Source organism: Streptomyces violaceus (genome assembly GCF_036014075.1).
In the GTDB taxonomy this organism is placed as follows: Bacteria; Actinomycetota; Actinomycetes; order Streptomycetales; family Streptomycetaceae; genus Streptomyces; species Streptomyces violaceus.
The window spans coordinates 969,519-995,231 of the sequence record NZ_CP107911.1; the positions used below are offsets into that span (position 1 = coordinate 969,519).

Below are 25,713 nucleotides of genomic sequence, written 5' to 3' on the forward strand. Positions count from 1 at the left end.
TCATGAGACTGTACGCCGATGGTGTCGTCGTCGTACGGGCTGACAGGCAGAGCCGCCGTGATCACGGGGGCGACGCGCGGGATCGGGCTGGCCGTCGCCCGGCATCTGGTGAACGCCGGAGCACTGGTGTGCGTGACCGCGCGGGACGCCGATGAGGTACGGCGCACCGCCGAGGAGCTGGGTGGCATCGGACTCGCTGGCAGTGTCGCCGATCCCGGCCATCCCCGGCGCCTGACCGAGCTGGCCCTGCGCGAGTTCGGCCGCCTCGACATCCTGGTCAACAACGCGGCGACCAACCAGCCGTACGGGCCGCTCATGGACGTCGCCCCCGAAGCCTGGGGCGAGGCTTTCGCCGCCAACGTCGAGGCACCGCTACGGCTGGTGCAGTGCGCGTGGCGGGCGTGGATGTCGGAACACGGCGGCACGGTGGTCAACGTGTGCACGGAGGGCGCGGGACACGTCGGCCCGAATGTGGGCGCGTACGGCACGAGCAAGGCGGCATTGCTGCATCTGACCCAGCAGCTGGCGGGTGAGCTGGGGCCCCGAGTGCGGGTGAACTCCGTCTCCCCCGGCCTGGTTCGCACCGAGATGGCCCGGTTCGTGTGGGAACCGGGCGAGCGTGAGGTGGCAGCCGGGCTGCCCCTGGGGCGGATCGGGGAGCCGGAGGACGTCGCACGGGCGGTGGTGTGGCTGGCGTCGGACGCGGCGGAGTGGGTGACCGGGGCGGACCTGCTGGTGGACGGGGGAACGCGGGTACGGTCAGCGCAACCGGCAACGACGTACCCGGTCCACGAACACTTGCGGCTACACAGACCTACCTAGGGGCGCGGGGAACTGCGCGACCAGCCACCCACAACCCGCAGACGCCTCACCGGCTCCGCCTACCACTTACCCGGCGCGTAGTCCTTGAGAAAGACCCCGTACAGATCCTCCCCCGCCTCACCCCGCACGATCGGGTCGTACACCCGAGCCGCGCCGTCGACCAGATCCAGCGGCGCATGGAAGCCGGCCTCGGCAAGCCGCAGCTTGTCGTAGTGCGGCCGCTCATCCGTGATCCAGCCCGTGTCGACCGAGGTCATCAGAATCCCGTCGGCCTGGAACATCTCCTGCCCACTGGTCCGCGTGACCATGTTCATCGCGGCCTTGGCGGCGTTCGTGTTGGGATGCCCCGCCCCCTTGTACCCGCGCCCGAAGACCCCTTCCATCGCCGAGACGTTCACGACGTACGCCCGCCCGCTCGCCGCCTTCTTCGCGGCCTCGGCCATCGCCGGCCGCAGCTTGCTGATCAGGATGAACGGCGCGGTGTAGTTGCACAGCTGGGTCTCCAGCAGCTCCACCGGGGAGATCTGCTCGATGGTCTGCACCCAGGTGTTGGAGTCGACGACGTCGGGGACCAGACCGCCCGCGTCGATCGCGGTGCCGTCGAGGTGCCGCGCCACGCTGGCGTTGCCCGCGACCAGGGCGAGGTCGGCGACCTTCTGCGCGTCGAGGCCGCTGGTGCCGAGGGGCAGCGCGGCCAGGCCGTCGACCGCGCCGGAGTTGAACGCGCCGATGACATGGTGGGCAGGGAGTTCCCCGGCGGGCAGCGGGGCGCTCTCGCCGTCGACCAGGGCGGCGTAGGCGGAGGGCAGCCGGCGCACGGTCTGCGTCGCGTTGTTGACGAGGATGTCGAGGGGGCCGGCGTCGGCGACCTGGTCGGCGAGGGCCACGGCCTGCGCCGGGTCGCGCAGGTCGATGCCGACGACCTCCAGGCGGTGCATCCAGTCCGCCGAGTCGTCCATCGCCTTGAAACGGCGGATGGCGTCCTTCGGGAAGCGCGTGGTGATCGTGGTGTGCGCGCCGTCGCGCAGCAGCCGGAGGGCGATGTACATGCCGATCTTGGCGCGGCCGCCGGTGAGCAGGGCGCGCTTGCCGGTCAGGTCGGCGCGGACATCGCGCTTGGTGCGGTTCACGGCGGCGCAGTCGGGACAGAGCTGGTGGTAGAAGTAGTCGACTTCCACGTACCGGGCCTTGCAGGTGTAGCAGGAGCGCGGGCGCTGGAGTATCCCCGCGATCTTGCCCGCCTCGGTGGCCGACGACGGCAGGATGCCCTCGGTCTCGTCGTCGATGCGCTGGGCCGAGCCGGTCGCCGTTGCCTCCGTGACCGCCTTGTCGTGGGCGGTCTTGGCGGCCCGGCGCTCCTGGCGGCGGCGCTGCTTGACCGTGCGGTAGACGCCCGCGGTGGCCCGGCGCACGGCGATGGCGTCCGGGTGGTCGACCTCCAGCTTGTCGAGTTCCTCGAGCACGCTGAGGCAGACGGCCAAGCGCTCCGGGTCGATGCCGGGTCCGTACGAGAGCCCGCTCGCCTCGTCCATGGCCTGCGGGCCGTCCTCTGTCACCGTCATCGCCGCTGTCGTTCCCTGCTCTGCTCGCGGCGCGCCGGTCGCGCCCGCATTCGAAGGGCGAATTTTACGGAGCGCCGGGCCGGACCGCCAAACCCGCGCCTCTCAGGACTCGCAGGCCGTGATCAGCGTCTGCACTTCCTCCTCGATGGCGGCGGCGAATCGGTCGAGGTCGGGGACGGCCTCGGCGTCGGCGACGAGCCCGTAGTGGACGCTGCCCCGGTACGTCGAGACCGCCACCGCCAGGGAGTGGCCAGGGGCCAGCGGGGCGAAGGGGAACACAGCGGTGAGCGGGTGGCCGCCGAGTTTCAGGCCGAGGCTGGGCAGGGGCACGCTGGTCACCAGGATGTCGAACCAGAGCCGGGCCGCCTGGCCGACCAGGGGTCCGCCGAGCCGGTGGGCGAGGGCGGGGACGTGGTCGGCGAGCAGGGCGACGGCGCCCGCGCCCCGGTTGGGGCCGGCGTCCTTGTTGCGGTCCATGGCGGTGCGGACCGAGGCGAGGCGCGCCAGCGGGTCCGGGTCGTCCGCCGGAAGCCTTATCAGGTAACCGGAGAGCCGGTTGCCCTGCGGGTAGGCAGTGCGCGGGCGGCGCTTGGAGACGGGGATCAGGGCACGGGGCGCCACGCCCTCGCTGCCGTCGCCGCGCTCGTCGAGCCAGCGGCGCAGGGCGCCCGCGACGACAGCGATCAGCACGTCGTTGACGGTTCCGCCGACGGTCTTGCGGACGCGGTGCACGTCGTCGAGGTCGAGAACCACTCCGGCGGTGCGGCGCGTACCGCTCGGCTCGCAGGTGAGCGCGGGGGTGGAGCGCACGTCGAGGGAGGAGCGGGCGACGGAGGCGCCGATGTCCAGGGCCCGGGACACGTCGGACAGGGCGCCGCGCACCAGCCCGGGCAGATCGCGCACGTCCGGCACCAGCGGGCGCGGGGGCGCGGCGGGGCGGGGCCGTGGCGCCGGCATGTCCATCGGGTCCATGAGGCCCGCGGCGAGGGTCAGTGCCCGCAGCCCGTCGGCCAGGGCGTGGTGGAACTTGAACAGCACCGCGAAGGAGCCCCCGTCCTCGCCCGGCAGCACATGGGCCTCCCAGGGCGGCCGGCCGCGCTCCAGCGGGCGCCCCATGAGCCGGCCCGCCGCCGCGTGGAAGTCGGCGGTCGGGGCATGCAGCCGCACATGGTGCTGGGAGTCGAAGTCCGGGTCGGGTTCCCGGGCCGCGCCACCGAAGGCGAGCGGCCGGCGCAGCGCCGAGGGCAGCGGCTGCCACACGTCGCGGATGCGCATCCGCAGTCCGGGGACGCCGGCGGCGCGGGCCGCGAGCAGGTCGGCCGCGTGGGCGCCCGCGGCCGGCGAGTGGGCCGGGAAGATCCCGAGCGCCCCGAGGTGCATCGGGTGCTCGACGGACTCGAGGTTCCAGAACGCCAGGTCGAGAGGAGCGAGCAGGTCAGCAGTCAAGGGCTTGCCTCGCGTCGACGACGGGTGGGTCAGCAGTCAATCGCCCCCAGCCGATTACGGTCAAGTACGATCAGGCTACGTACAGTTAACAGCAGATTAAGTCCCGCCCCGGTGAGAGGGGCGGGACTTATGGTGCATGTGTGGTCAGTCCAGCACAGGTTGCGCCGCCGGGCACCCGGTGGGAGTCACCCGGGAGGCGTCACGGATCAACGCCTGGTGCGCGGTCTTCAGCCGGTCGGTGTCCGGTTTCAGCACGGCCCGGTCGTACGTGAGGAAGCCGTTCAGCTCACCCTCGACGTCCGCGATCTGCGTGTACACGGCACCGTTGCTGCCCCGGCAGACCAGGGACCGGACCTCGTCGAGCTTGGCCAGATAGTCCTCGGTGTAGGTGGCCGGGTCGACGTCGACGTACGACTGCTGCACCGACCAGGCGTGGCCGGGCACCGCCAGTCCCAAGCCGCCGTACTCGCCGCTGACCAGGGCACGCTCGCCGTCCGGGCGCGGTGGCAGCTCCGGGCTGGGATAGCCGTGCTCGTCCATGAGGTCGCCGGTGCCGCCGTCGGCGCCGAGGTTCAGCCCGGACTGGCCGTTGACCAGCCGTGTGGGGTCCCACGCCTTGGCCTGCTCGGCGACGCGGCCCACGTCGTACTGGCCCCAGCCCTCGTTGAAGGTCACCCACATGACGACCGACGGGCTGCTGATGTGCTCGTCGATCATCTCCTTCATCTCGCGCTCGTACCGCGCGCGGGAGGACGCGCTCGGGTTCACCCCGGCCGTCATCGCGGGCATGTCCTGCCACACCAGCAGCCCGAGCCGGTCGGCCCAGTAGAACCAGCGGTCCGGCTCGACCTTGATGTGCTTGCGGACCGAGTTGAAGCCGAGCCGCTTGTGCGCCTTCAGGTCGTAGGCGAGGGCCTCGTCGGTGGGCGCGGTGTGCAGGCCGTCCGGCCAGAAGCCCTGGTCGAGGGTGGCCATCATGAAGACCGGCTCGCCGTTGAGGACCGTGCGCGGGACGCCGTTCACCTTCTCGACGGCGATGGAGCGCATCCCGAAGTAGCTGCCGACCCGGTCGGCGCCGACCTTCACCTTCAGGCCGTAGAGGAACGGGTCGTCGGGTGACCACAGGTGCGGGTCGTGGACGGTGAGGGTCAGCGGCCGGCCGGTGCGGCCGCTCGCCGTGGCCACCTTGCGCTTGCCGTCGTACGCCGTCGCGGTGATCGGCACGCCGTCCCGGACACCCCGGGCCTCCACGGTCAGCTTCTCGCCGGCCACGTCGGGGGTGAGCTTGAGGGAGTCCACGTGGTCGCGGGCCACCGGCTCCATCCAGACCGTCTGCCAGATGCCGGAGGACGGGGTGTACCAGATGCCGCTGGGGACCAGGCGCTGCTTGCCGAGCGGCGGGTTCTCGCCGGATGCCGCGTCGGTGGGGTCGTAGACGCCGACGATCAGTTCCTGGGTGCGGCCGGGCTTCAGCGCGTCGGTGATGTCGGCCCCGAACTTGTCGTAGCCGCCCTCGTGCGTGGCGGCCTTGATGCCGTTGACGTACACCTCCGAGCGCCAGTCGACGGCGCCGAAGTTGAGCTTGAGCCGCTTGCCGGAGCCGATGTCCCAGTCACGCGGGACCGTGAAGGTGCGGCGGTACCACATGCGGTCCTCGTGCCGTTCGATGCCGGAGAGCTGGGACTCCACCGGGTACGGGACGAGGATGCGCTCCTTCAGGTTCTTGCCGATGGGCGGCTGCTCGCCGGGCTCGGCGGCGGCGAACTGCCAGCGGCCGTTGAGGTTGCGCCAGGCGTCCCGGGTCAGCTGCGGGCGCGGGTACTCCCGGTGGGCGTTGCCCGGCCCGACCTCGTCGGCCCAGCGGGTGCTCAGCTGGTGCGTCGAGTGGTTGGGGCCGCTGCTCCAGAACTCCTTGACAACGTTGCCTTCGGTGTCGGAGAGACCGCCCTGACCGTCGTAGCGGACGTCGGCGGTGCCGCGGGCGGTGCCCGTCTTGTTGCCGACGACCGGCTCGTCGAGGGCGACCAGGAGGGACGTGGGGTCGGACGGGTCCGGTCGCGCCGCGCCCAGGGGCCACTCGGCGCCGCCGATCACCGCCTTGAGATGGTCGGTGAAGCCCGCCGGGGGTGCGGCCAGGGGCTGCGCGAAGTCCAGCTTGAGCGTGCGGCCGGTGGCCTGGACGGTGGCCGCGAGGGCTCCGTCGTAGTCGAAGCCCTCGGGGAGGCGGAACGCCGACTGCGGGACTGGCTCCTTGCCGACGCCGGGCTGGGCCCAGCGGAGGTGGAGGTTGGAGCCGCCGTAGTGCTCGAAGTACTCGACCTTGATGTCGTAGGCCCTGCCCGCGGTCAGGTCGACGGGCTGGGCGGTCTGTTCGCGGTCCCAGTCGTCCACCCAGTGGTCGATGACGGGCTTTCCGTCGATCCAGAGGCGGAAGCCGTTGTCGCCGATGACCGAGAACGTGTGGGGGCCGGTCTTCTCCGGGACGATCTTTCCGGTCCAGCGGACGCTGACGTCGTCCGACCGGCCGGTGGTGAAGTTCAGGCGCGGCTCCAGGTTGTCGAAGTCGAGGTCCTGGTCGAAGGTCGTCGCCTTGAGGGTGTGGAAGTCGAAGGCGCCGGGGGCGGAGTGCGTGTAGTACTCGCCCTTGAGGCCGTGGATCTCGGCGGGGTCGTCCGCCAGGGCGGGGGCCGCGGTCAGGCCGGTGAGGGCGAGGACCGCGGCGAGCAGTAACGCGAGCCGGTTTCTGAGGGGTCCGGTACGCACGGAACCTCCGTTTACAACGATGTCATATCCGGGCGCAGGCATGACAACACGGATTCCGCTCTTCGTCCAGAGGCAGGACAAAGCCCCCGGGCCGTGCCCCCGTCAGGTGACCAACTGCCCCTTCCCCAGGGCGATGACGCCACCCTGGGACACCGTGTACAGCTCGGCGTCCCGCTCCGGGTTGACGCCGATCGTCGCACCCGGCGGCACCTCGACGTTCTTGTCGAGGACGGCGCCGCGCACCACCGCACCCCGGCCGATGTGCACGTTGTCGTGCAGCACGGAGCCCTGCACCACGGCCCCCGGGTCCACCACGACACCCGGCGACAGCACGGACCGCGTGACCTGGCCGCGCACGAGGCAGCCCGCGCTGATGATGGACTCGCTGGCGATGCCGCCGGCGTTGAAGCGGGCCGGCGAGAGCTGGTACGAGTGCGTGTAGATGGGCCAGCTGCGGTTGTACAGGTTGAAGGCCGGGCGCTCGGCGATCAGGTCCATGTGGGCCTCGTAGTAGGCGTCCAGCGTGCCGACGTCCCGCCAGTAGCCCTGGTCGCGGGTGGTCTCGCCGGGCACGTGGTTGGCGCTGAAGTCGTACAGCGCGGCCTCGCCCCGCTCGGTGAGCTGGGGAAGGATCGAGCCGCCCATGTCGTGCACGGAGGTCACGTCCTCCGCGTCCCGCCGGAGCGCCTCGATGAGGGCCTTGGTGGTGAAGATGTAGTTGCCCATGGAGGCGAAGACCATGCCCGGGTCGTCCTGCAGACCGGGCGGATCCGTCGGCTTCTCCAGGAAGCGCTCCACCGTCTGGCCGTCCGAGCCCGGCGTGATCACGCCGAACGACGAGGACTCGGTGCGCGGCACCCGGATCCCTGCCACCGTCACGCCCGCGCCGCTTTCGATGTGCTGGGCGAGCATCTGGCGGGGGTCCATGCGGTAGACGTGGTCGGCGCCGAAGACGGCGACGTACTCGGGGCGCTCGTCGTAGATCAGGTTCAGCGACTGCAGGATCGCGTCGGCACTGCCCAGGTACCAGCGCGGGCCCAGGCGCTGCTGGGCGGGCACGGGTGTGACGTAGTTGCCCAGCAGGTTGGACATCCGCCAGGTGGTGGTGATGTGCCGGTCCAGCGAGTGCGACTTGTACTGCGTCAGGACGCAGATGCGCAGGACGTCGGCGTTCACGAGGTTGGACAGCACGAAGTCGACCAGGCGGTAGGTGCCGCCGAAGGTGACCGCGGGTTTCGCGCGGTCCGCGGTCAGGGGCATCAGACGCTTCCCCTCGCCGCCGGCCAGCACGATTCCCAGGACCGAAGGACCTCCACGACGCATGGCCGCTCCCCTCACGCCGATTGCCACATGCCTGCCCCTGAGCTGGGCGGACTAAGCCTGTTTGAGGATCTCCTCGTAGAGCCGGACCGTACGGCGGGCCACCGCGTCCCAGCCGAACTCGCCGACCGCGCGCTCCCGCCCGGCCTCACCCATCCGCCCGGCGGCCTCCGGGTCGCCCAGGACGGAGTCCATGGCCCGGGCGAGACCCGCCTCGAAGTCGTCGCCCGCCGGGACGAGCAGGCCGGTCCTGCCGTCGTCCACCACCTCGGGGATGCCGCCGACCGCCGAGGCCACCACGGGCGTGCCACAGGCCATCGCCTCCAGGTTCACGATGCCGAGCGGCTCGTACACCGAGGGGCAGACGAACAGGGCGGCGTGCGTGAGGAGCTGGATCACCTCCGGGCGCGGCAGCATCCTCGGAATCCAGAACACGCCGTCGCGGACCCGGCTCAGCTCCCCGAACAGCTCGCGGAACTCCTGGTCGATCTCCGGCGTGTCCGGTGCTCCCGCGCACAGCACGACCTGCGCGGCCGGGTCGATGTCCCGTACCGCGCGCAGCAGGTGGGGCACGCCCTTCTGCCGGGTGATACGGCCGACGAACAGCACGTACGGACGGGAGCGGTCGAGCCCGATCCGGTCCAGGGCGTCCGTGCCGTGGTCGGGCCGGTACAGGCTGGTGTCGATGCCGTTGTGCACGACATGGACCTTCTCCGGGTCCAGGGCCGGGTAACAGCCGAGGATGTCCTCGCGCATGGCTCCGGACACGGCGATCACCGCGTCCGCGGCCTCGACCGCGGTGCGCTCGCCCCAGCTGGACAGCTCGTAGCCGCCGCCGAGCTGCTCGGCCTTCCAGGGGCGCAGCGGCTCCAGGGAGTGGGCGGTCATCACGTGCGGGATGCCGTACAGCAGCTTGGCGAGGTGGCCGCCGAGGTTGGCGTACCAGGTGTGGGAGTGGACCAGCTCGCGGCCCTCCAGGGCGGCGGCCATGGCGAGGTCCACGGAGAAGGTGCGCAGCGCGTCGTTGGCGCCGTCGAGCGTGGACCAGGGCCGATGCCTCAGCACACCGTCGGTGCGGCCCTCGCCCCAGCAGTGCACGTCCAGGTCGACCAGGGATCTGAGCTCCCGGGCGAGGAACTCCACATGGACGCCCGCACCGCCGTACACATCCGGCGGGTACTCCCGGGTCAGCAGTCCCACTCGCACCCGCAACTCCCTGCTCTCAGCGGCCGTTCCCTTTCATGGTCACCCAGATGGGGCGTGTGGGGAAGAGCGAGGCGGCCGTGTGAAGCAACAGTCACCGCAGACGCCCCCGCCGGGCACCCGGTAGTACAGACAGCAGCTGCGGCGCCGGAAGGCGGTGCCCGTGAGGGTTCCGGTGCCGGTGAGCAGGGGACGCGTGAGGATTTCCGCGGCCAGGGAGCGGGCCCGGGCGGCGGTGTCCGTACGACCGTGCCGCCGGGCCCAGCGGTCGAGTTCGCGGGCGGCGCCCGCCAGCGCGGAGGCGGCGTTGCCCCACAGCAGGCCGGGGGCGAGACGGTAGTGGGTGCGCAGGGCGGTCGCCAGGGGTTCGAGGTGGCCGTGCAGGACGGTGTCCGCGACGGTCGCCGCGTCCCCGGGGAGCGGCCGTACGTCCGAGAGCCACAGGTCGTCGGGGGCGCTGCCGTCGGCGTCCCAGTGCAGCAGCCCGGCGTCGAGGGCGGGGACGCTGCCGTAGAGCGCGGCGCAGCCGAGCGCGACCGACCAGAGCCGGGCCGCGAGCCCCTGGTGGGTCACGGACGCCGCGACGCGCAGCTCCGGGGCGTGCAGGGCGTTCGCCACCTTCCGGACCCGAAAAATCAGGGGATTTACGTACACATCCGGTGACGTTTCGCCGTAGGCCTGTGCGAGAGTGGGAAGAGCCCCGGCCGCCGCTCCTTCCGTGCGCAGCACGAAGAAGCCGCCGAGCGGGCGGAGCGCGGCAAGGTCGGGGTCGAGGTCCACGAAGAGCAGTAGTACCAAGGCCCCTAAGGGACGGGACCCGGTGCCCCTGACCAAGGTCGCCCACCTTGGGGATGACGGGGATCCCCTCGTACTCCATCGGCAGTAGGACCCAATGAGTGCTCAGGGACGACGACGGGAAGTCCTGGACACGGCAGGGTGTTGGTCATGAAAGCCCACCTTTCGCCGCGCCGGGCCGATCGCCCCCGCCTGACGCAGAGGAGCAGCCGATGAGCGCCCTCGCGTTGTCCGTCCTGCTGTCCCTCGTCTCCGCCGTCGCGTACGCGGGCGGGGCGATCGTGCAGGAGCGGGTGGCGGAGTCGTCGCCGGGCGAGCAGTACGCGCCGCTGCGTCGGCCGGGCTGGTGGGCGGCGGTCGGGCTCAACGGTCTCGGCGGCGTACTGCACGTGGTGGCGCTGGCGTTCGGTCCGCTGAGCCTGGTGCAGCCGCTGGGCGCGCTGACCATCGTGGTGGCCCTGCCGATGGCGGCGCTGTTCGTCGGCCGCAAGGCGGGTGCCACGGCCTGGCGGGGCGCGATCATGGCGACGGTGGGGCTCGCCGGTCTGCTGTCCTTGGTCGCCGCGTCCGACGCGCGGTCGCTGGACACCGCTCAGCGGGTGGCCGTGGCCGTCGTAACCGCCGGTGCGGTCGTGAGCCTGATGATCGCGGCCCGGGCCGCGCACCGGCACCCGGCGGTCCGCAGCATGCTGCTGGCGACGGCCTCCGGCATCGCCTTCGGCATGTCCTCGGTGTTCACCAAGACCGTCGCGGTCGACTGGACCGGCGGTGTGTCGGCGGCCGACGTGCCCTCGCTCGCCGTGATCGGCGTCCTCGCCACGGCCGGCATGCTGCTGTCGCAGGCCGCGTACCGGGGCGCCGGCCTCACGGCCCCGCTGGCCACGCTGACGGTCGTGAACCCGGTGGTGGCGGCCGCGGTCGGCATCACGATGTTCGGAGAAACCTTCCGCTACGGCACGACGGGCACGGCGCTCGCCCTGAGCTGTGGTGTGGTGGCCGCGGGTGGTCTGATCCTGCTGACGACGGAGCGGCTCGCGCAGGCCCAGCCGGAGCGCACGGGGACGGGGCTGGAGGTCGCCGGTACGGGGCTGGCCCCCGTCGACACGGGCCTCGGGGCGGGAGCGGTGCGCGAGCCCGCCGCCGACGCCGGACGGGGCCGGCCGGAGCCGGTGGGTGCCGAGTCCGTGGGCACAGGCCCGGGCGAACTGGCCGGGGCCGTGAGCAGCCTGCCCGGAGGCAGGAGCGAGCTGCCCCAGACGGCGGGCGCATCGCACGCCGCCGCGGGCAGCCCGGCCAGGACAATGAGCACCCTGCCCGGAGGCAGGAGCGAACTGCCCCAGACGGTCAGCGTGTCGCCCGCCATCGTGGGTGGTCTGGCCGGGGTCGTGAGCGCCTCGCCGGAGCTTCGGTGTGCGCCGACCGAGATCGGCGCACTGCCCGAGACCGTGGGCGGGCCGCCCATGGCCGTAGGCGCACTGCCCCAGACCGTGGGCGAACTGCCCGAGACCGTCGGCGCGCCGCCCATGGCCGTAGGCGCACTGCCCCAGACCGTCGGCGCGCCACCCATGGCCGTAGGCGTACTGCCCCAGACCGTGGGCGAACTGCCCGAGACCGTCGGCGCGCCGCCCATGGCCGTAGGCGCACTGCCCCAGACCGTCGGCGCGCCACCCATGGCCGTAGGCGTACTGCCCCAGACCGTGGGCGAACTGCCCGAGACCGTCGGCGCGCCACCCATGGCCGTGGGTGTGCTGCCCAAGACGCTCGGCGTCGGAGCGGCGAGCGCGGAGGCGAGTGACCGTGGCGGGACCGGTCGCGGCCGGTCCGTGGACGAACCGGTGCTCACGCCCACGCCCCGGCCCCTGGACACCGACGCGCCCGAGACCGCTCCGGCGGACATCCCGTACGAGAGCGGGGAACCGCCGGTGCCCTCCGGCTTCGGCGAACGCCCGCTCTCCTACGTGCCCTTCCACGGCGTCCCGTACGTCCCGCTGCCCACGATCGACCGGCACCGCACGCGCGTCAGATCGTGACGCCGCCGGCCCTGAGATAGGCCACCGGGTCGACGTCCGTACCGAAACCGGGCCCCGTCCGCACCTCGAAGTGCAGATGCGGGCCCGAGCTGTTGCCGGTGGAGCCGGAGCGGCCGATGCGCTGGCCGGCGGTCACCGTCTGCCCGTCCCGCACGGAGATCGCCGACAGGTGGGCGTACTGGCTGTAGCGGCCGTCGCCGTGCCGGACCACGACCTGGTAACCGAACGAGCCGCCCCACCCCGCGCTGACGACGCTGCCCGCCGCGACCGACCTGATGGACGTGCCCGTGGGCACGGGGAAGTCGACGCCGGTGTGGTAGCCCTTCGACCAGGACGAGCCCGCCTTGCGGTAGGGCGTTCCCAGGGAGCCGCTGACGGGGGCGACGAGGCCCTGCCGGGCGGTCGACCGTCCGGCGCGGTCCTTGCTCTCGTCCTTGGAGCGCTCCTTGGCGTGTTCCTTCGCGCGGTCCGGCTTCTTGGGTGACGGCTTGGCCGCAGGGGCCGGCTTTGCGGAAGGGGCCGGCTTGGGCGCGGGGCGTGTCTTCGTGGCGCCCTCACCCTGCAGCGCGAGCCGCTGACCGGGCACGATCAGGTCGGGGTCGGCTCCTATGGCCGAGCGGTTGGCGGCGTACAGACCCCGCCAGCCGCCCCGGGCCTCCTGGTCGGACGCGATACCGGAGAGGGTGTCGCCGCGGACCACGGTGTACATCTCGGCGCTGCCCGCCCGGGACTGCGGCGTGGACTGAGGCCGCACATCCTCGATGGACGTCCTCGGCTTCTTCCGCGCGTCCTTCTTGCCGGCCTTCTTCCCGTCCTTCTTCGTGCTCTCGGAGGCCGGCCGGATGTCGGGCTCGCCTCCGCCCCGGGTCAGTCCGGCCCGTACCGAGCAGACCGGCCAGGCGCCCGGTCCCTGCCCGTCGAGCACCTTCTCGGCGACGGCGATCTGCTGGTCCTTGGTGGCCAGGTCCGCGCGTACCGCGTAAGTCCGGCCGCCGTACGCCTCCCAGGTGGACTGGGTGAACTGCAGACCACCGTAGAACCCGTTGCCGGTGTTGATGCTCCAGTTGCTGGTGGACTCGCAGGCGGCGACCTTGTTCCAGGTGTCCACGTCCGCCGCGTGGGCGGCGCCGGTGCCCATGAACGGCAGTGCCATGCCCGCGCCACCCGCCGTGACGGTGAGTGAGGCGCGGTTGATCCTGTTCGGCTGATACCGGCGGTGCCGGCCGCGTACGGCCATCGAAAGCCCCCTAGACATGCGTCAGGAGGGGCAAAAGTAAGCGCAGCGAACCGGCCAGAACAAGACTGCTATCAGCCGCCCGGGTGCCCAAATGGCCGGTATGAGGCCCCTGTTGCGCGACGTGCGCCACGGCGGTGCACCGCGTACGCCACCCGGTGCGCGTGTGCGACGTGCGCGGGGACGCGTACATCGGCTGAGCGCGAGGGGGCTTTCGTGCGTATCACGCTGCGCGACGTCGTACGACCCGCGCGTGCGGACGGAGTAGCGGCACGTCAGGATGGTCGACGGGGGCATGCTGGTGGGCACCACCCGCAGCACCGATACCGAGGTCTTTAGGAGCCAACCGAATGAGCAGTACAGCGCAGATCGGCGTCACGGGTCTCGCGGTCATGGGCCGCAACCTCGCCCGCAACTTCGCCCGCAACGGCTACGCGGTGGCGGTGCACAACCGGACGCCCGCGCGCACGCGCGCCCTGGTCGAGGAGTTCGGCGGCGAGGGGGAGTTCGTCGCGTGCGAGAGTGCGAAGGAGTTCGTCGCGGCGCTGGAGCGGCCGCGGCGCCTGGTCGTGATGGTGAAGGCCGGTGACCCGACGGACGCGGTGATCCAGGAGTTCGCCCCGCTGCTGGAGCCCGGCGACATGATCATCGACGGCGGCAACGCGCACTTCGCGGACACCCGGCGCCGGGAGCGCGAGCTGCGCGAGCAGGGCATCCACTTCGTCGGTATGGGCGTCTCCGGCGGCGAGGAGGGCGCGCTCAACGGGCCGAGCATCATGCCGGGCGGCCCGAAGGAGTCGTACGACTCGCTGGGCCCGATGCTGGAGAAGATCTCGGCGAAGGCGGCCGACGGTTCGCCGTGCGTCTCCCACGTCGGTCCGGACGGTGCCGGGCACTTCGTGAAGATGGTGCACAACGGCATCGAGTACGCCGACATGCAGCTCATCGGCGAGGCGTACCAGCTGCTGCGCGATGTCGCCGGTTACTCCCCCGCGCAGATCGCGGAGATCTTCCGCACCTGGAACCAGGGCCGCCTCGACTCCTACCTGATCGAGATCACGGCGGAGGTGCTGTCGCACGTCGACGCGGAGACGGGCAAGCCGTTCGTGGACGTCGTGGTGGACCAGGCCGAGCAGAAGGGCACCGGCCGCTGGACGGTCCAGATCGCCCTCGACCTGGGCGTTCCGGTGTCCGGTATCGCGGAGGCCGTCTTCGCCCGCTCCCTCTCCGGCCACGCGGCGCTGCGGGAGGCCTCGCGCGGGCTGGCCGGCCCGACGGCGCGGCCGCTGAGCGAGTCGGAGGCACAGGCCTTCGCCGACCGGGTGGAGCAGGCGCTGTACGCGTCGAAGATCGTGTCGTACACGCAGGGCTTCCACGAGATCGACGCGGCCCGCGACGAGTACGGCTGGGACATCGACCTCGGTGCGGTCTCCGCGCTGTGGCGTGGCGGCTGCATCATCCGCGCGGCCTTCCTGGACCGGATCCGCTCCGCCTACGACACCCGGCCGGACCTGCCGAGCCTGCTGTCGGACGCGACGTTCGCGCAGGAGATCGGGGACGCCCAGGACGACTGGCGCGAGGTGCTGATCGCCGCGACCCGCGAGGGCGTGCCGACCCCCGGCTTCGCCGCGGCCCTCGCCTACTACGACGCCCTGCGCGCGGAGCGGCTGCCGGCGGCGCTGACGCAGGGGCAGCGGGACTACTTCGGTGCGCACACCTATCGCAGGGTGGACCGGGACGGGTCGTTCCACACGCTGTGGGGCGGGGACCGGTCTGAGGTCTCGGCGTAGGCGCTCGCCGCTGAGGCAGAGGTGAGGGCCGGTGGACGGCCGAGTCGGCCGTCCACCGGCCCCTTTGTGTTGCCGTCTGTTCAGGACATCAGGACATCAGGACAGCGGCGGGCCCGGCTCGGGGTTGGGTACGGGTTCCGGGCCCGGGGGGATCGGCGACGGGTCGGGACCCGGCACGGGGTCCGGCCCCGGGGGCGGGGTCGGGGACGGTGGCGGCGGGGTCGGCTCCGGACCAGGCGGTGGCGGCGGATCCGGCACCGGGTCGGGGCGCGGCTCCGGGTGCTGGGGATCCGGGCCCGGCGTCGGCCCCGGATGCACGGGGTCGGGAAACGGGTTCGTCATGAGGCCCTCCAGCCAGTCGATCGACTCCGGCTCTGGACTACTCCCCCGCCTACCCGACACCTGCTTCCCCAGTCACTCCGGCGCGGGACGGTGAGGGGGCCAGGTGGGTCAGAAGCGGCCGGGGTGGGCGGACAGCCAATCCTTTGCCGCCGTCAGCAGGTCCTGATCCGCCGGGCGGGCCTCGTCGGGGTGGCGTTCGGCCCATTTGGTGACGTACGGGCACAGCGAGACGACCGGGCTCTGCTCGCGTGCGGCGATGGCGTAGAGCTCGCGTGCCAGCGCCCCCGCGATGCCCTGGCCCTCGTGGGCCGGCTCGACGATCGTGTGCACGGGCACGAGCGCTCGCTCGGGGCTCTCGAGCACGAAGTACTCGATGCGGCCGACGACTTCACCGCCGGTCAGCGCCTCCAGGCGGCCCGCCGCCCGGTCGTCGCGGATCTCCAGGTCCTTCATACGGACATGCTCCTGTCCCGTCTGCGTCCGGTCAGGCCCTGACGGCCTGCGGACTGCGCTGCTGGTCCGAGCCCGGCACCGGCTCGGACGGGTCTCCACCCAGGGCCACGATCCGGTTGTCGCGGTCCACGTGCACGACCCTGGGGGTGAGTGCCCGCGCCTCGGCGTCCGTCACCTGTGCGTAGCTGATGATGATCACGAGATCGCCGGGATGCACGAGATGCGCGGCGGCCCCGTTGATCCCGATCACGCCGGACCCGCGCTCGCCCTCGATGGCGTACGTCTCCAGCCGGGCGCCGTTGGTGATGTCCACGATGTGCACGAGCTCGCCGGGCAGCAGGTCGGCGGCGTCGAGCAGGTCGGCGTCGATGGTCACCGATCCCACGTAGTGCAGGTCGGCCTGGGTGACGGTGGCGCGGTGGATCTTGGACTTGAATACTGTACGAAACATGAGGAAACTCCCGATTCGTCTGCTCCCTGCCGACCATGGCCGGTCAAGGGCGGTCTTCGGAGGCTACATCGATTCGCATGTTCGGTCAGCTGCCACCAGATGTTTCAGGCCTCACACTGACCAGTTACCGACTTTCCTGACGCCCCGTCAGGTGACTGGAGGAGGGCTTCGCCCACTCTCGCGGGCCCCACCGTGGCAACGGCCCAAGCCTACGCAGCACCCCCCGAAGGACGTCCGCGATCACCGCCACGCGGACGGTCTGGACGGCAGTCAGGGGGAGGTGCTCGACCGGACATGCGGCGCTCCTCGCACGGCCCACTTGGAAAGCGCTTGTACTCGGAAGGTGACCCGAGGCGCGAGAGAAAGTCTCGACCCCTGCAGCGACCTGCACACGGTCTGCCCGAGCATCCCCCAGCTTGGGAGGAGATTCCGATGGTTGGCAACGCCATGGAAACGACGTTCCCCGCGTTTCCGAAGGGGCTGACCCCGCGCCCGGAGCATGCGCATCAGGGCCCGGGCGGGAACATACTGGCGTGTAGAGGTGAGAGCCATGACGCCTGCGCGAGACGGATTCGACGCGCCTCCGCCCGTAGGACCGCACGACCTCCTCGATGCGTCCGCCGACGCGGTAGCGCTGGTGTCCGCGGCCGGCAAGGTGATCGGCTGGACGCGGGGGGCCGAAGCACTCCTCGGCTACTCCAGTACGCAGGTGGTCGGGCGTCCCGCCGCAGAGCTGCTGGCGATGCCCGGGGACCCGGTACGCGTCGCCCGTATCGCGGAACGATGCCGCGCGGGAATGGGCTGGAGCGGCCGGGTCGCCGTCTGGCGCGACAGTGCTCCCGTCGAGGTCAGCCTGCGCGTGTCCGGGTCCTTCCACATCGGCGAGGACGAGTGCTTTCTGATCTCGGCACGACCGGAGCGGCAGCAGTGGACCATGGGCGAGTCCGTCCTCGACGGCTTTCTGACCCGCTCTCCGGTCGGCATGGCGGTGATGGATCTGGAGATGCGCTACGTCTGGGTCAACGACACCCTGGAGCGTTTCGGCGGTGTGCCACGTGAACAACGGCTGGGGCGCCGGCTGAGCGACCTGCTGCCGGGCCTGCAGGGGGAGACCCTCGAGGGCGTGATGCGCAAGGTGCTCACGACCGGCGTGCCGGTCACCGACTACGAGTACATGGGATGGAGCTGGGCGGACCCGCACCGTCAGCACGCCTACTCCACCTCGTTCTTCCCGCTGGTGGATGCCAACGACTCCGTCACCGGGCTGTGCTACATGGTCATGGACGTCACCGAGCGCTGGAACGCCCGCCTACTGCTGTCGCTGGTCAGCGAGGCCGGGACCAGCATCGGCAGGACGCTGGACGTGATGCGCACGGCGCAGGAACTCGCCGACTTCGCTGTTCCGCGCTTCGCCGACTTCGTCATCGTCGACCTACTCGAGCCGGTCCTGAGCGGCGAGGGCCAGGGGACCTGGTTGCCCGACGCCGGGCCGGCGCCGGCCCGGCCGGTGATGCGCCGGGCCGGAATGAGCTCCGTACGACCGGGCTGCCCGGAGGCCGTCGCGCGGACAGGAGACAAGGTCGACTTCGTTCCCCCGCCGCACGACGCGAACCTGCTCGTCAACGGCGAACCGATCTTCATACCCGTGCTCGACCCGAGCGATCCCCTGTGGATCACCGAGCAGCCGGCCAGGACGGCCAGCATCCGCGAGTTCGGTCTGCACTCCCTCATCTCGGTGCCGATGCGGGCGCGCAATACCGTCCTCGGTCTCGCCACTTTCGCCCGGTCGGTGAACCCCACCTCGTTCCAGCAAGACGACGTGCTGCTGGCCCGGGAGCTGGTGGCGCGGGCGGCGCTGTGCGTCGACAACGCCCGCCGCTACACCAGGGAACACACCGCGGCGGTCACGCTGCAGCGCAGCCTGCTCCCCCACGCCCTGACCGGTGGAACAGCACTGGAGGTGGCCTCCCAGTATCTGCCGGCGGACGCGTCGGGCGGGGTCGGCGGCGACTGGTTCGATGTGATCCCGCTGTCCGGTGCCCGTGTGGGTCTGGTCGTCGGTGACGTGGTCGGCCACGGCATCACCGCGGCGGCGACGATGGGCCGGCTGCGCACCGCCGTACAGACCCTCGCCGACATGGACCTGCCCCCCGATGAGCTGCTGGCCCACCTCGACGACCTGGTGCTCCGGCTGAGCGAGGAATCGACCACCGACCCCGCCGACCAGACCGCCACCGCCTTCCTCGGAGCGACCTGCCTGTACGCCGTCTACGACCCGGTGACACAGCGGTGCACGCTGGCCCGGGCCGGCCATCCACCGCCGGTCGTCGTCACCCCGGACGGGCAGTTCTCCTTCCCGGAGCTTCCCGCCGGTCCTCCGCTCGGGCTGGGCAGCATGGCCTTCGAGGCCACCGAGATCGAACTCCCCGAGTACAGCATCTTCGGCCTCTACACCGACGGCCTGGTCGAGGGGACCGACCGCGACATCGAGGGCGGCATGTCCCGTCTCGGGGATCTGCTGTGCTCGACCGGCTCCGACCTGGAAACTCTGTGCGCGAACGCGGTGCGCCGGCTCGTTCCCGCGCCGCAGCCCGACGACGTCGCCCTGCTGCTCGCCCGCGCCCACGCCCTGGGTCCCGATCAGGTCGCCTCCTGGGACGTGCCGCTGGACCCGGCCGCCGTCAGTGACGTCCGCGCAGCCGCGACACGTCAGGTCGAGACCTGGAGCTGCCGGGAACTGGCCATGACGACGGAGCTCATCGTCAGCGAACTCGTCACCAACGCGATCCGCTACGCCTCGGGCCCCGTACGCCTGCGACTGCTCCGTGACGCTCGCCTGACCTGCGAGGTCGCCGACGGCAGCAGTACGGCTCCTCGCTTGAGGCACGCCCGCAGCATGGACGAGGGCGGCCGCGGCCTCTTCCTCGTCGCCCAGCTCTCCCATCGCTGGGGTGCCCGGTACACGCCCGGAGGGAAGATCATCTGGGCCGAGCAGGAGCTCCCATGACCGCACCGTTCTCATGCGGACCATGGGCGCTGGAGTGCGGGCAGAACCGGAGCGGCCGCGTCCCGCCGTCCGTCAGCCGCGTCCCCAACCTCACAGGGCAATACACCTAGACCGCCTCGAAGGCAGCGGTGAGCAACCTCCTGCACAACTGGGCCCGGCAGTCGCGGGAGCGCCGATTCCGGGTCAACGTTCTCAGCCCGGGACCCACGCGGCCCCCTGGCCTGCTGGGCGCCGCGGGGCCGGACGTCGACCAGTTCGCCGAGGCCGTCGTGCCACTGGGCGGCTGGCCGACGCCGAGGAAAATCGCCGTGGTCGCCCTCTTTGCGAGCCGGACGTCTCCGCGGACGTCCCCGCTCCCCGCCGAGGCGGCGCGCGGGCAACTTTTTCAGATCCAACCTCAGCACCGCCGCGACTCGATACCGTGTCGCTCCAGTCGGCTGTAGGGGGCTCACATGAAGTATGGAGATGCGGACTACATGGCCGCCCGGGACGCCATGGTAGCGATTCTGAAGGGGTGGGCCCGAGAGGGCCGGACCGACACCTACAAGGCGCTGAGCGAGGCCGTGGCACCGGAGCACCGGTTGCACTACCACGGCCGGATGATGTCGCTTCTGCTGGCAGACGTCTGCCGCCGGGACAGCACCGGTCCCGAGCCGATGCTGTCAGCACTGGTAGTCAATGGATCCAGCCGGAAGCCTTCCGACCAATTCTTCGAGCTGGCCGTTACCGAGTTCCACCGTCGGGACCCGGACTGGACCTGGGAGTGGGAGCGGGATGCAGTGTTTGACCGTTACCGCAGCCCGGTGTCGCCGTGAGTCCACTGCGGGGTATCGCTCGGTCGACCTGCACATCCGCCATGCAGGGCAGCCACCACCGTAAACGGCTCCGGGTTGGAACCTGCTGGCTACACCGCATCCTCTCGTTGCAGCGGCGGTAGAAGGGATGGACGCGATGACTGCCTCTCAGGCGTTCTCGTCATGGATCCGCGCACCCAGATCCTCCGCCCACTCCAGCGCCCACGCCTTGAGTTCTTCGATCTGCCGGGAGGTGAGCCCGTACGCGGTGTAGTCCTCATCCTCGTACCAGTCCGCGCCGACGAGCCGGTCCCGGAGGTCTTCGGGCTGAAGATGGCTCCCTGCCAGCTTCCTGCAGGTCAAGGGCGGTCTTCACTTTACAACCGGCGCGCGCTTGACTCGAAGATTGTGAGGAACGTCGCTTCACTCTGGCGAGAAGGCTTCCTGCCTGCGTCTCCGTGCGAACCAGGCTGCTGCGACGCCGTCGCCAAGGCACCTGTTCAGACAACCGTCTCGGAATGTGCAGGGACTGATGCTGATCAGATGCTGACTTAGCTGACGACGTATCAGGCACACGAAAGGCACAGAGCGAGTCGCTTCACGCGAGCACCTATGGCAAATAGGCGGTGTAACTCGCGCCTCGGGATGGCTCGGTGTGCGGATTCCCGGCTACTCCGAAGACAACGCAGGCATACCGGGCGCAGGAACGGCCCGGGCCCCTCGCCGCATGAACAGACGCGGCGTGTCCGTAGCGCGGGGCAGCACGCACGCCCTCCGACGTTCCGACGCCGGAGAGCGGCCCCGCGGCCTGCCGAAGCCTTCCGTCAGTCCTTGCCGACGACGACCACCTCGTCCTCGACCCTCCAGCGGCGCCGCTCGGCTTTGGGCGGGTTGATCCGCACGCCGTAGCCCGGACTCGTCGAAGAGTCGTCGTGACTTCGGTAGCCGATGGCGCATTCGCCGCGATGACGTGCCGCGGCCACGACTGTAGCGAAGGACGTCTCACACCCTGGCAGCACGTAGTCGGTGGCCGGCCGCAGGCGCACCCCGGTGCCGTCGGCGGAGAACAGTTCCTCGAACACCGCTGCCAAGTGCCGGTTCTGGGAAATCTGCGCCATGAGCAGGCCGATGAGCTTGCCACTGATGATCACGTCGGCTCCGGGGCTGATGGGGGCCAGCGCCCGGTTGCGGTCGTCGATCAGTTCGGTGACAACCGGCAGTTCGCGCCCGGTGGCTTCCTCCAGTTGACGCAGAAGCAGCAGGGTGACGAGCGTGCGGTTGTCGGGGTCGTCCTGCGGCTGCCCGGGAGCGGGGTCCTGGCCGAGCACGATCACGCTGTCGTAGGAGTGAACTTCCAGACGCCGCAGGGTCTCGGGACGGGTGATGTCCCCGTGGTGCAGTGTCAGGGTCAGGTCGGTGCCGCTGTGCGTGTCGGCCTCGCTCACCTGCCGGGCCGTCACTTCACGACCGTCCGCCACCACGTCGACGGCTGATCCGGGACGGGCGCGGCGGCGCAACTGGTCGACTATGAGCGGCGCTCGTCGATTCCAGCCCAGCAGGAGAACCCGCTCCGGTCGCGCGGGCGTCGAAGGGCCGGATGCCATCGCTGCCTTCTCGACCAACTCCGCGCAGTCGTCCAGCCAGGCCGTGTCGTCGTCACGGGAGATGACAATGAGCAGGTCGTCCGGAGCGATGGGCGTCTGCGGTGGTGGGTTGAGCAGGGGGGTCTCTCCTCGCACCATCCCGACGACGCTCGACGTCGGGTAGGACAGCAGCGCGTCGGCGAACGGGCGGCCGGCCAGGGCCGCCCCGCTGATCAGGTAGAACTCGTCGCCGGCGAAGTCGAGGAGTTCCTGGTGCACGAGGGAGAGCCCGGGGCGCCGGGCGGCCTGGACGATCAGTCGGGCGGTGACGGTGTCGCTCTCCAGGACGACGCCGCCCGGTCCGGCGGCGAGACAGGCGGCCAGGCGGTAGCGGTCGTCCCGGACCGCGGCGACGACGGGCGGACGGGTTCCCTCCCCGGCCAGGGCTGCCCTGAGCGCCAGCAGCGTCTTGACCACCTCGGCGTCGGCGTCTGGCTCGTCGTGGGGCAGGACCAGCACGACACCGGCCGTGGCCGGGCTGGTCAGGGTGAGCACGGCCGGGTCGGTGGTGGGGCCGCTGCGGCAGATCAGCCGCGTACGGCCGACGGGCCCCACCTTCGTGCTCAGGGCCTCCTCCATGGCGGTCTTGTCCCGGTCGGCCAGCACGGCCACCGCCGCCCGCCGCTGGTTGGCGTTGGCGGCCACCAGCTCGCTCACCACTGTGAAGACCTGCTCCGACCACCCCAGGACCACGGCGTGCCCTTGTTCGAGCACGGTGGAACGGCCCCGTCGCAACTCGGTGAGCCGCTCCGTGAGCGCCGTCGTGATCAGGCCGACGAGCGTCGAGACGTACAGCAGAGCGACCAGTGCGAGCAGCACCGACATCGTCACTCGCAGCGGCGCCCCCGTCGCACCGCCCAGCCGCAGTGTCGCCCCGGTGAGGCGCCATACCTCCGCCAGCCGGTCCGCGAGGGGCGCCGGCGCGTCGGGGTCGGTCCACACCAGCACCGCACTGGCCGGGACGACGATGGCCAGACACAACAGCGCCATCCAGCCGACGAGAGCGGGGGCACCGCGGGCCAGAGTGCTGTCGAACCAGTAACGGGCTCTGCCACCGAACGGAGTGCGCCGCTGCGCCACCCTTCCCCCTCCGCCGCCCGCACTCTCGTGGGGCCTGCGCAGCGCCGCGTACGCGATGCGGCGTGCAGGCCCGCCGAGAGCACGGATGTGAATACGCATGTGGCAGTGTCGGGGATCGATCAAGGCGGCAGACGGAGTTCGCTCAGCATTCATCCCTTCGGGTTTCCCGAGCCGTCCACGTCGGCGGACCTGCTGTGACGTCAGGGTTTGTCGCCGTCTTCGCTCCTTCGAGTCAACGCCGGAGCGAAGGGCGGACGCCTGGTCACTGCCGCCAGTACAAAGGCCGCCATGACTGAAGATCACGCGGTGGTGCACTCAGGCGGCGGCTTCTCCCGGCGGAGCTTCGCGGCGGCGGCCGGCACGGCCACGGTTGCGACGGCCCTGACCGGCGGTGTCTCCGCGGCCCGGCCCGCGCCGGCCGCCCCCAGCGCCGGCCGTGGCGCCGACTTCGACCGGTGCCTGGCCGTCGCTCGGGCGCTGCTCGTACTGGACTCCGACAACCGCCCCCTCGTCCCGCGCTACCAGCGCGTCCTCGAAAAGGGCCTGCCGGCTCAGCGGCGGACACCCCCGAAGAACGTCCTGGTCATCGGCGCCGGTCCCGCCGGGCTGGTGGCTGCCTGGCTGTTGAAGAGGGCGGGGCACCGGGTGACGGTGCTGGAGGCCAACGGCAACCGCGCGGGCGGACGCATCAAGACCTTTCGCAAGGACGGCCACGAACTCGCCAAGCAGCCCTTCGCCGATCCGCGTCAGTACGCCGAAGCGGGCGCGATGCGCATCCCCGGCAGCCATCCCCTGGTGATGGAGCTGATCGACCAGTTCGGCCTGAAGAAGCGGCGCTTCCACTATGTGGACGTCGACAACGAGGGACGTCCCGCCAACCGCACCTGGATCCACGTCAACGGTATCCGCATGCGGCGCGCTGAATACGCCCGCGCGCCCCGGCGCGTGAACCGGTCCTTCGGCGTCCCCAAGGCCCACTGGGACACCCCCGCCGCCGCCATCCTGCGCTCCGCGCTGGACCCGGTGCGCGACGAGTTCAGTTACGTCAACCGCGACGGCAAGCGGGTCGACAAGCCGCTCCCGGAGCGGCTGCGGGGCTGGGCCCGCGTGGTGCAGCGGTTCGGTGGCTGGTCGATGTTCCGCTTCCTGACCGAGCACGCCGGCCTAGACGAGCGGACCATCGATCTGATCGGCACCCTGGAGAACCTCACTTCACGCCTCCCTCTGTCCTTCATCCACAGCTTCATCGGCTCCTCCCTCATCAGCCCCGACACGCCCTTCTACGAGTTGGAGGGCGGCACCGCCGTACTGCCGGACGCCCTCCTCGAACGCGTGCGCAAGGACGTGCGGTTCGACCGCCGTGTCACGCGCATCGAGTACCACCACCCCGACCGCCCTTCGCCGGACGCCGAGCACGTCCGGGGCAAGGGCCCGCACGTATGGGTGGACACCGTGTCCGAGGGCCGCGACGGTCCCGTCGTGCGCGAGCAGTTCACCGCGGACGTCGCCGTGGTCACGGTGCCGTTCTCCGGACTGCGCCACGTACAGATCGACCCGCCCATGTCGTACGGCAAGCGCCGCGCGGTCTGCGAACTGCACTACGACAGCGCGACCAAGGTGCTGCTGGAGTTCAGCCGCCGCTGGTGGGAGTTCGACGAGGCCGACTGGAAGCGCGAGCTGAACGCCGTCGACCCGGGCCTGTACGACGCCTACCGCACAAGCCGCGCCGCCGCAGACGGCAGCCTGCTCGGCGCCCATCCCTCCGTGCCCGCCGGGCACATCACAGCGGGTCAGCGCACTCACTACGCGGCCAACCGCGCAATCGCGCGCGACCAGCCGGAGGCGGTCGACGTCGTGGGTGGCGGCTCGGTGTCGGACAACGCCAATCGGTTCATGTTCCACCCCTCCCATCCGGTTCCGGGCAGCGCAGGGGGTGTGGTCCTGGCCTCCTACAGCTGGGCGGACGACGCGCTGCGCTGGGACTCCCTGGACGACGAGGCACGGTACCCACACGCTCTGTGCGGCCTCCAGCAGGTCTACGGCCAGCGCATCGAGGTTTTCTACACCGGCGCGGGCCGCACGCAGAGCTGGCTGCGTGACCCTTATGCCTACGGGGAGGCGTCCGTGCTCCTGCCTGGGCAGCACACGGAGTTGCTGCCCGCCATCCCCGTGCGCGAAGGGCCGTTGCACTTCTCCGGCGACCACACGTCCGTCAAGCCGGCGTGGATCGAGGGAGCCGTGGAATCCGCCGTGCGTGCCGCCTTGGAGATCCACACCGCCTGAGCCGCGTGGTCCGCTGGGCCACGACGCAGGCGCAGGCCCCGGCGCACCGGCGCCGGGGCCATCGGTTCTCGCGGGGCGACTTCATTGCCGTCCGCTTCCGGCGTATCCGCGTCGGTGGCGATGTCGGTCGCCCAACCGCGATTGAACGCCCCCAACCAGCGTCTGCACACCCCAGCGTCAACAGGAACTGCCACAGGATGACGAACTGCTACTGCAGGACGACGAACTGCCGCAGGACGACGAGCTGCTGCCGGAGGAGCAGGAACCGCCGCAGGAACCGGACGGCGAGCCGTCGCAGGCGTCACGCGCGGCGTACCAGGACGAATCGCTGGATGCGGTGCCGGCGCCTCCTGACGCTGAGGCCGCACCCGTACCGCTGCTCGTCGGCCACGCCCCGTACCCCTGCCCACTCCCCCGGCCGTACCCGGACGCCTGCCAGCCCAGATCGTCCCAGGCGCGCCGCCAAGCCCGACGCACGAGCCAGGCACACAGCACAGCCATCGCCAGCACGGCAACGGCCACCACGACCAAAGCAGTCACGATCGCTTCCCCCTTCCACCGGGCCAGGCGGCACCGGGTGTCCGGACGATGCCCCCCGTCCTGGCGACTTCAATCTCCCCTTGAGCAAGCCAAGAGGTTCTCTCACCAGAGCAAGGTACACGCGGCTCGCACCCCGTACCGCACGCCGCCGACTG

16 protein-coding genes and 2 pseudogenes are annotated in these 25,713 nt (G+C 71.1%); 7 read left to right on the forward strand and 11 right to left on the reverse strand.

Annotated elements, in window-relative coordinates; translation table 11 throughout:
* The first annotated feature begins 21 nt into the window (after positions 1–21).
* Positions 22–822 (forward strand): SDR family oxidoreductase, encoded by an 801-nt coding sequence (locus OG542_RS04530; protein WP_328417764.1) that lies wholly within the window; start codon positions 22–24, stop codon positions 820–822.
* A gap of 59 nt (positions 823–881) precedes the next feature.
* On the opposite strand, the gene OG542_RS04535 is transcribed toward OG542_RS04530, so the two are convergent.
* The 6 genes from OG542_RS04535 to OG542_RS04560 all read right to left on the reverse strand — a co-directional run bounded on the left by OG542_RS04535 (position 882) and on the right by OG542_RS04560 (position 9,914).
* A complete protein-coding gene (locus OG542_RS04535; protein WP_193477413.1) occupies positions 882–2,384 on the reverse strand; it encodes an SDR family NAD(P)-dependent oxidoreductase in 1,503 nt (500 codons plus the stop codon).
* A gap of 102 nt (positions 2,385–2,486) precedes the next feature.
* Positions 2,487–3,830, reverse strand: coding sequence for a wax ester/triacylglycerol synthase family O-acyltransferase (locus OG542_RS04540; RefSeq protein WP_328408412.1), 1,344 nt, complete (start codon positions 3,828–3,830; stop codon positions 2,487–2,489).
* Positions 3,831–3,974: 144 nt separating this feature from the next.
* Positions 3,975–6,593 carry a PA14 domain-containing protein gene (locus OG542_RS04545; RefSeq protein ID WP_328408414.1) on the reverse strand — a complete coding sequence of 873 codons (2,619 nt, stop codon included), beginning with the start codon at positions 6,591–6,593 and terminating at the stop codon, positions 3,975–3,977.
* Between the two features lie 102 nt (positions 6,594–6,695).
* The gene (gene glgC / locus OG542_RS04550) at positions 6,696–7,916 is read right to left on the reverse strand and encodes a glucose-1-phosphate adenylyltransferase (protein WP_311129009.1); all 1,221 of its coding nucleotides are present in this window, start codon (positions 7,914–7,916) and stop codon (positions 6,696–6,698) included.
* 51 nt (positions 7,917–7,967) lie between these two features.
* The gene (gene glgA / locus OG542_RS04555; protein WP_328408417.1) at positions 7,968–9,119 is read right to left on the reverse strand and encodes a glycogen synthase; all 1,152 of its coding nucleotides are present in this window, start codon (positions 9,117–9,119) and stop codon (positions 7,968–7,970) included.
* 39 nt (positions 9,120–9,158) lie between these two features.
* Entirely contained in the window at positions 9,159–9,914 is a 756-nt protein-coding gene (locus OG542_RS04560; RefSeq protein ID WP_328408419.1) for a (2Fe-2S)-binding protein, read from the reverse strand.
* Positions 9,915–10,123: 209 nt separating this feature from the next.
* Between OG542_RS04560 and OG542_RS04565 the strand changes: the two are divergent.
* Positions 10,124–10,964 (forward strand): annotated as a pseudogene (locus tag OG542_RS04565) (DMT family transporter); the annotation flags it as partial.
* Positions 10,965–11,930: 966 nt separating this feature from the next.
* On the opposite strand, the gene OG542_RS04570 reads toward OG542_RS04565, so the two are convergent.
* Positions 11,931–13,178, reverse strand: coding sequence for a transglycosylase family protein (locus tag OG542_RS04570; protein WP_328408421.1), 1,248 nt, complete (start codon positions 13,176–13,178; stop codon positions 11,931–11,933).
* Between the two features lie 347 nt (positions 13,179–13,525).
* On the opposite strand from OG542_RS04570, the gene gndA reads away from it, so the two are divergent.
* Positions 13,526–14,965, forward strand: coding sequence for an NADP-dependent phosphogluconate dehydrogenase (gndA, locus tag OG542_RS04575; protein WP_328408423.1), 1,440 nt, complete (start codon positions 13,526–13,528; stop codon positions 14,963–14,965).
* Positions 14,966–15,415: 450 nt separating this feature from the next.
* Here the strand turns inward: gndA and OG542_RS04580 are convergent, their stop codons facing one another.
* A complete protein-coding gene (locus tag OG542_RS04580; RefSeq protein ID WP_328346460.1) occupies positions 15,416–15,760 on the reverse strand; it encodes a GNAT family N-acetyltransferase in 345 nt (114 codons plus the stop codon).
* A 31-nt stretch (positions 15,761–15,791) separates the two neighbouring features.
* On the reverse strand, positions 15,792–16,211 hold the full coding sequence (panD, locus tag OG542_RS04585; protein ID WP_328408425.1) for an aspartate 1-decarboxylase: 420 nt from the start codon (positions 16,209–16,211) through the stop codon (positions 15,792–15,794).
* Between the two features lie 550 nt (positions 16,212–16,761).
* Between panD and OG542_RS04590 the strand changes: the two genes are divergently transcribed.
* The 3 genes and pseudogenes from OG542_RS04590 to OG542_RS04600 all read left to right on the forward strand — a co-directional run bounded on the left by OG542_RS04590 (position 16,762) and on the right by OG542_RS04600 (position 20,033).
* Entirely contained in the window at positions 16,762–19,218 is a 2,457-nt protein-coding gene (locus OG542_RS04590) for a SpoIIE family protein phosphatase (RefSeq protein ID WP_328408427.1), read from the forward strand.
* Positions 19,219–19,343: 125 nt separating this feature from the next.
* A pseudogene (locus OG542_RS04595) lies at positions 19,344–19,661 on the forward strand (SDR family oxidoreductase); the annotation flags it as partial.
* A 33-nt stretch (positions 19,662–19,694) separates the two neighbouring features.
* Entirely contained in the window at positions 19,695–20,033 is a 339-nt protein-coding gene (locus OG542_RS04600) for a hypothetical protein (protein ID WP_328408429.1), read from the forward strand.
* Between the two features lie 147 nt (positions 20,034–20,180).
* Here OG542_RS04600 and OG542_RS04605 read toward each other — a convergent pair whose 3' ends face one another.
* Entirely contained in the window at positions 20,181–20,375 is a 195-nt protein-coding gene (locus tag OG542_RS04605; protein WP_328408431.1) for a hypothetical protein, read from the reverse strand.
* A 461-nt stretch (positions 20,376–20,836) separates the two neighbouring features.
* A complete protein-coding gene (locus tag OG542_RS04610; protein WP_328417766.1) occupies positions 20,837–22,735 on the reverse strand; it encodes a CASTOR/POLLUX-related putative ion channel in 1,899 nt (632 codons plus the stop codon).
* Between the two features lie 288 nt (positions 22,736–23,023).
* Here OG542_RS04610 and OG542_RS04615 point away from each other — a divergent pair, with 288 nt between their 5' ends.
* A complete protein-coding gene (locus OG542_RS04615; protein ID WP_328408433.1) occupies positions 23,024–25,018 on the forward strand; it encodes a flavin monoamine oxidase family protein in 1,995 nt (664 codons plus the stop codon).
* Positions 25,019–25,713 lie beyond the last annotated feature (695 nt).

Excerpts from the sequence above, each read along its gene's own strand:
- OG542_RS04535 (WP_193477413.1), bottom strand. The coding sequence starts at position 2,384 with ATGACGGTGACAGAGGACGGCCCGCAGGCCATGGACGAGGCGAGCGGG.
- glgC (WP_311129009.1), bottom strand. The coding sequence starts at position 7,916 with ATGCGTCGTGGAGGTCCTTCGGTCCTGGGAATCGTGCTGGCCGGCGGC.
- OG542_RS04570 (WP_328408421.1), bottom strand. The coding sequence starts at position 13,178 with ATGGCCGTACGCGGCCGGCACCGCCGGTATCAGCCGAACAGGATCAAC.
- gndA (WP_328408423.1), top strand. The coding sequence starts at position 13,526 with ATGAGCAGTACAGCGCAGATCGGCGTCACGGGTCTCGCGGTCATGGGC.
- OG542_RS04580 (WP_328346460.1), bottom strand. The coding sequence starts at position 15,760 with ATGAAGGACCTGGAGATCCGCGACGACCGGGCGGCGGGCCGCCTGGAG.
- panD (WP_328408425.1), bottom strand. The coding sequence starts at position 16,211 with ATGTTTCGTACAGTATTCAAGTCCAAGATCCACCGCGCCACCGTCACC.
- OG542_RS04590 (WP_328408427.1), top strand. The coding sequence starts at position 16,762 with ATGACGCCTGCGCGAGACGGATTCGACGCGCCTCCGCCCGTAGGACCG.
- OG542_RS04600 (WP_328408429.1), top strand. The coding sequence starts at position 19,695 with ATGGCCGCCCGGGACGCCATGGTAGCGATTCTGAAGGGGTGGGCCCGA.
- OG542_RS04615 (WP_328408433.1), top strand. The coding sequence starts at position 23,024 with ATGACTGAAGATCACGCGGTGGTGCACTCAGGCGGCGGCTTCTCCCGG.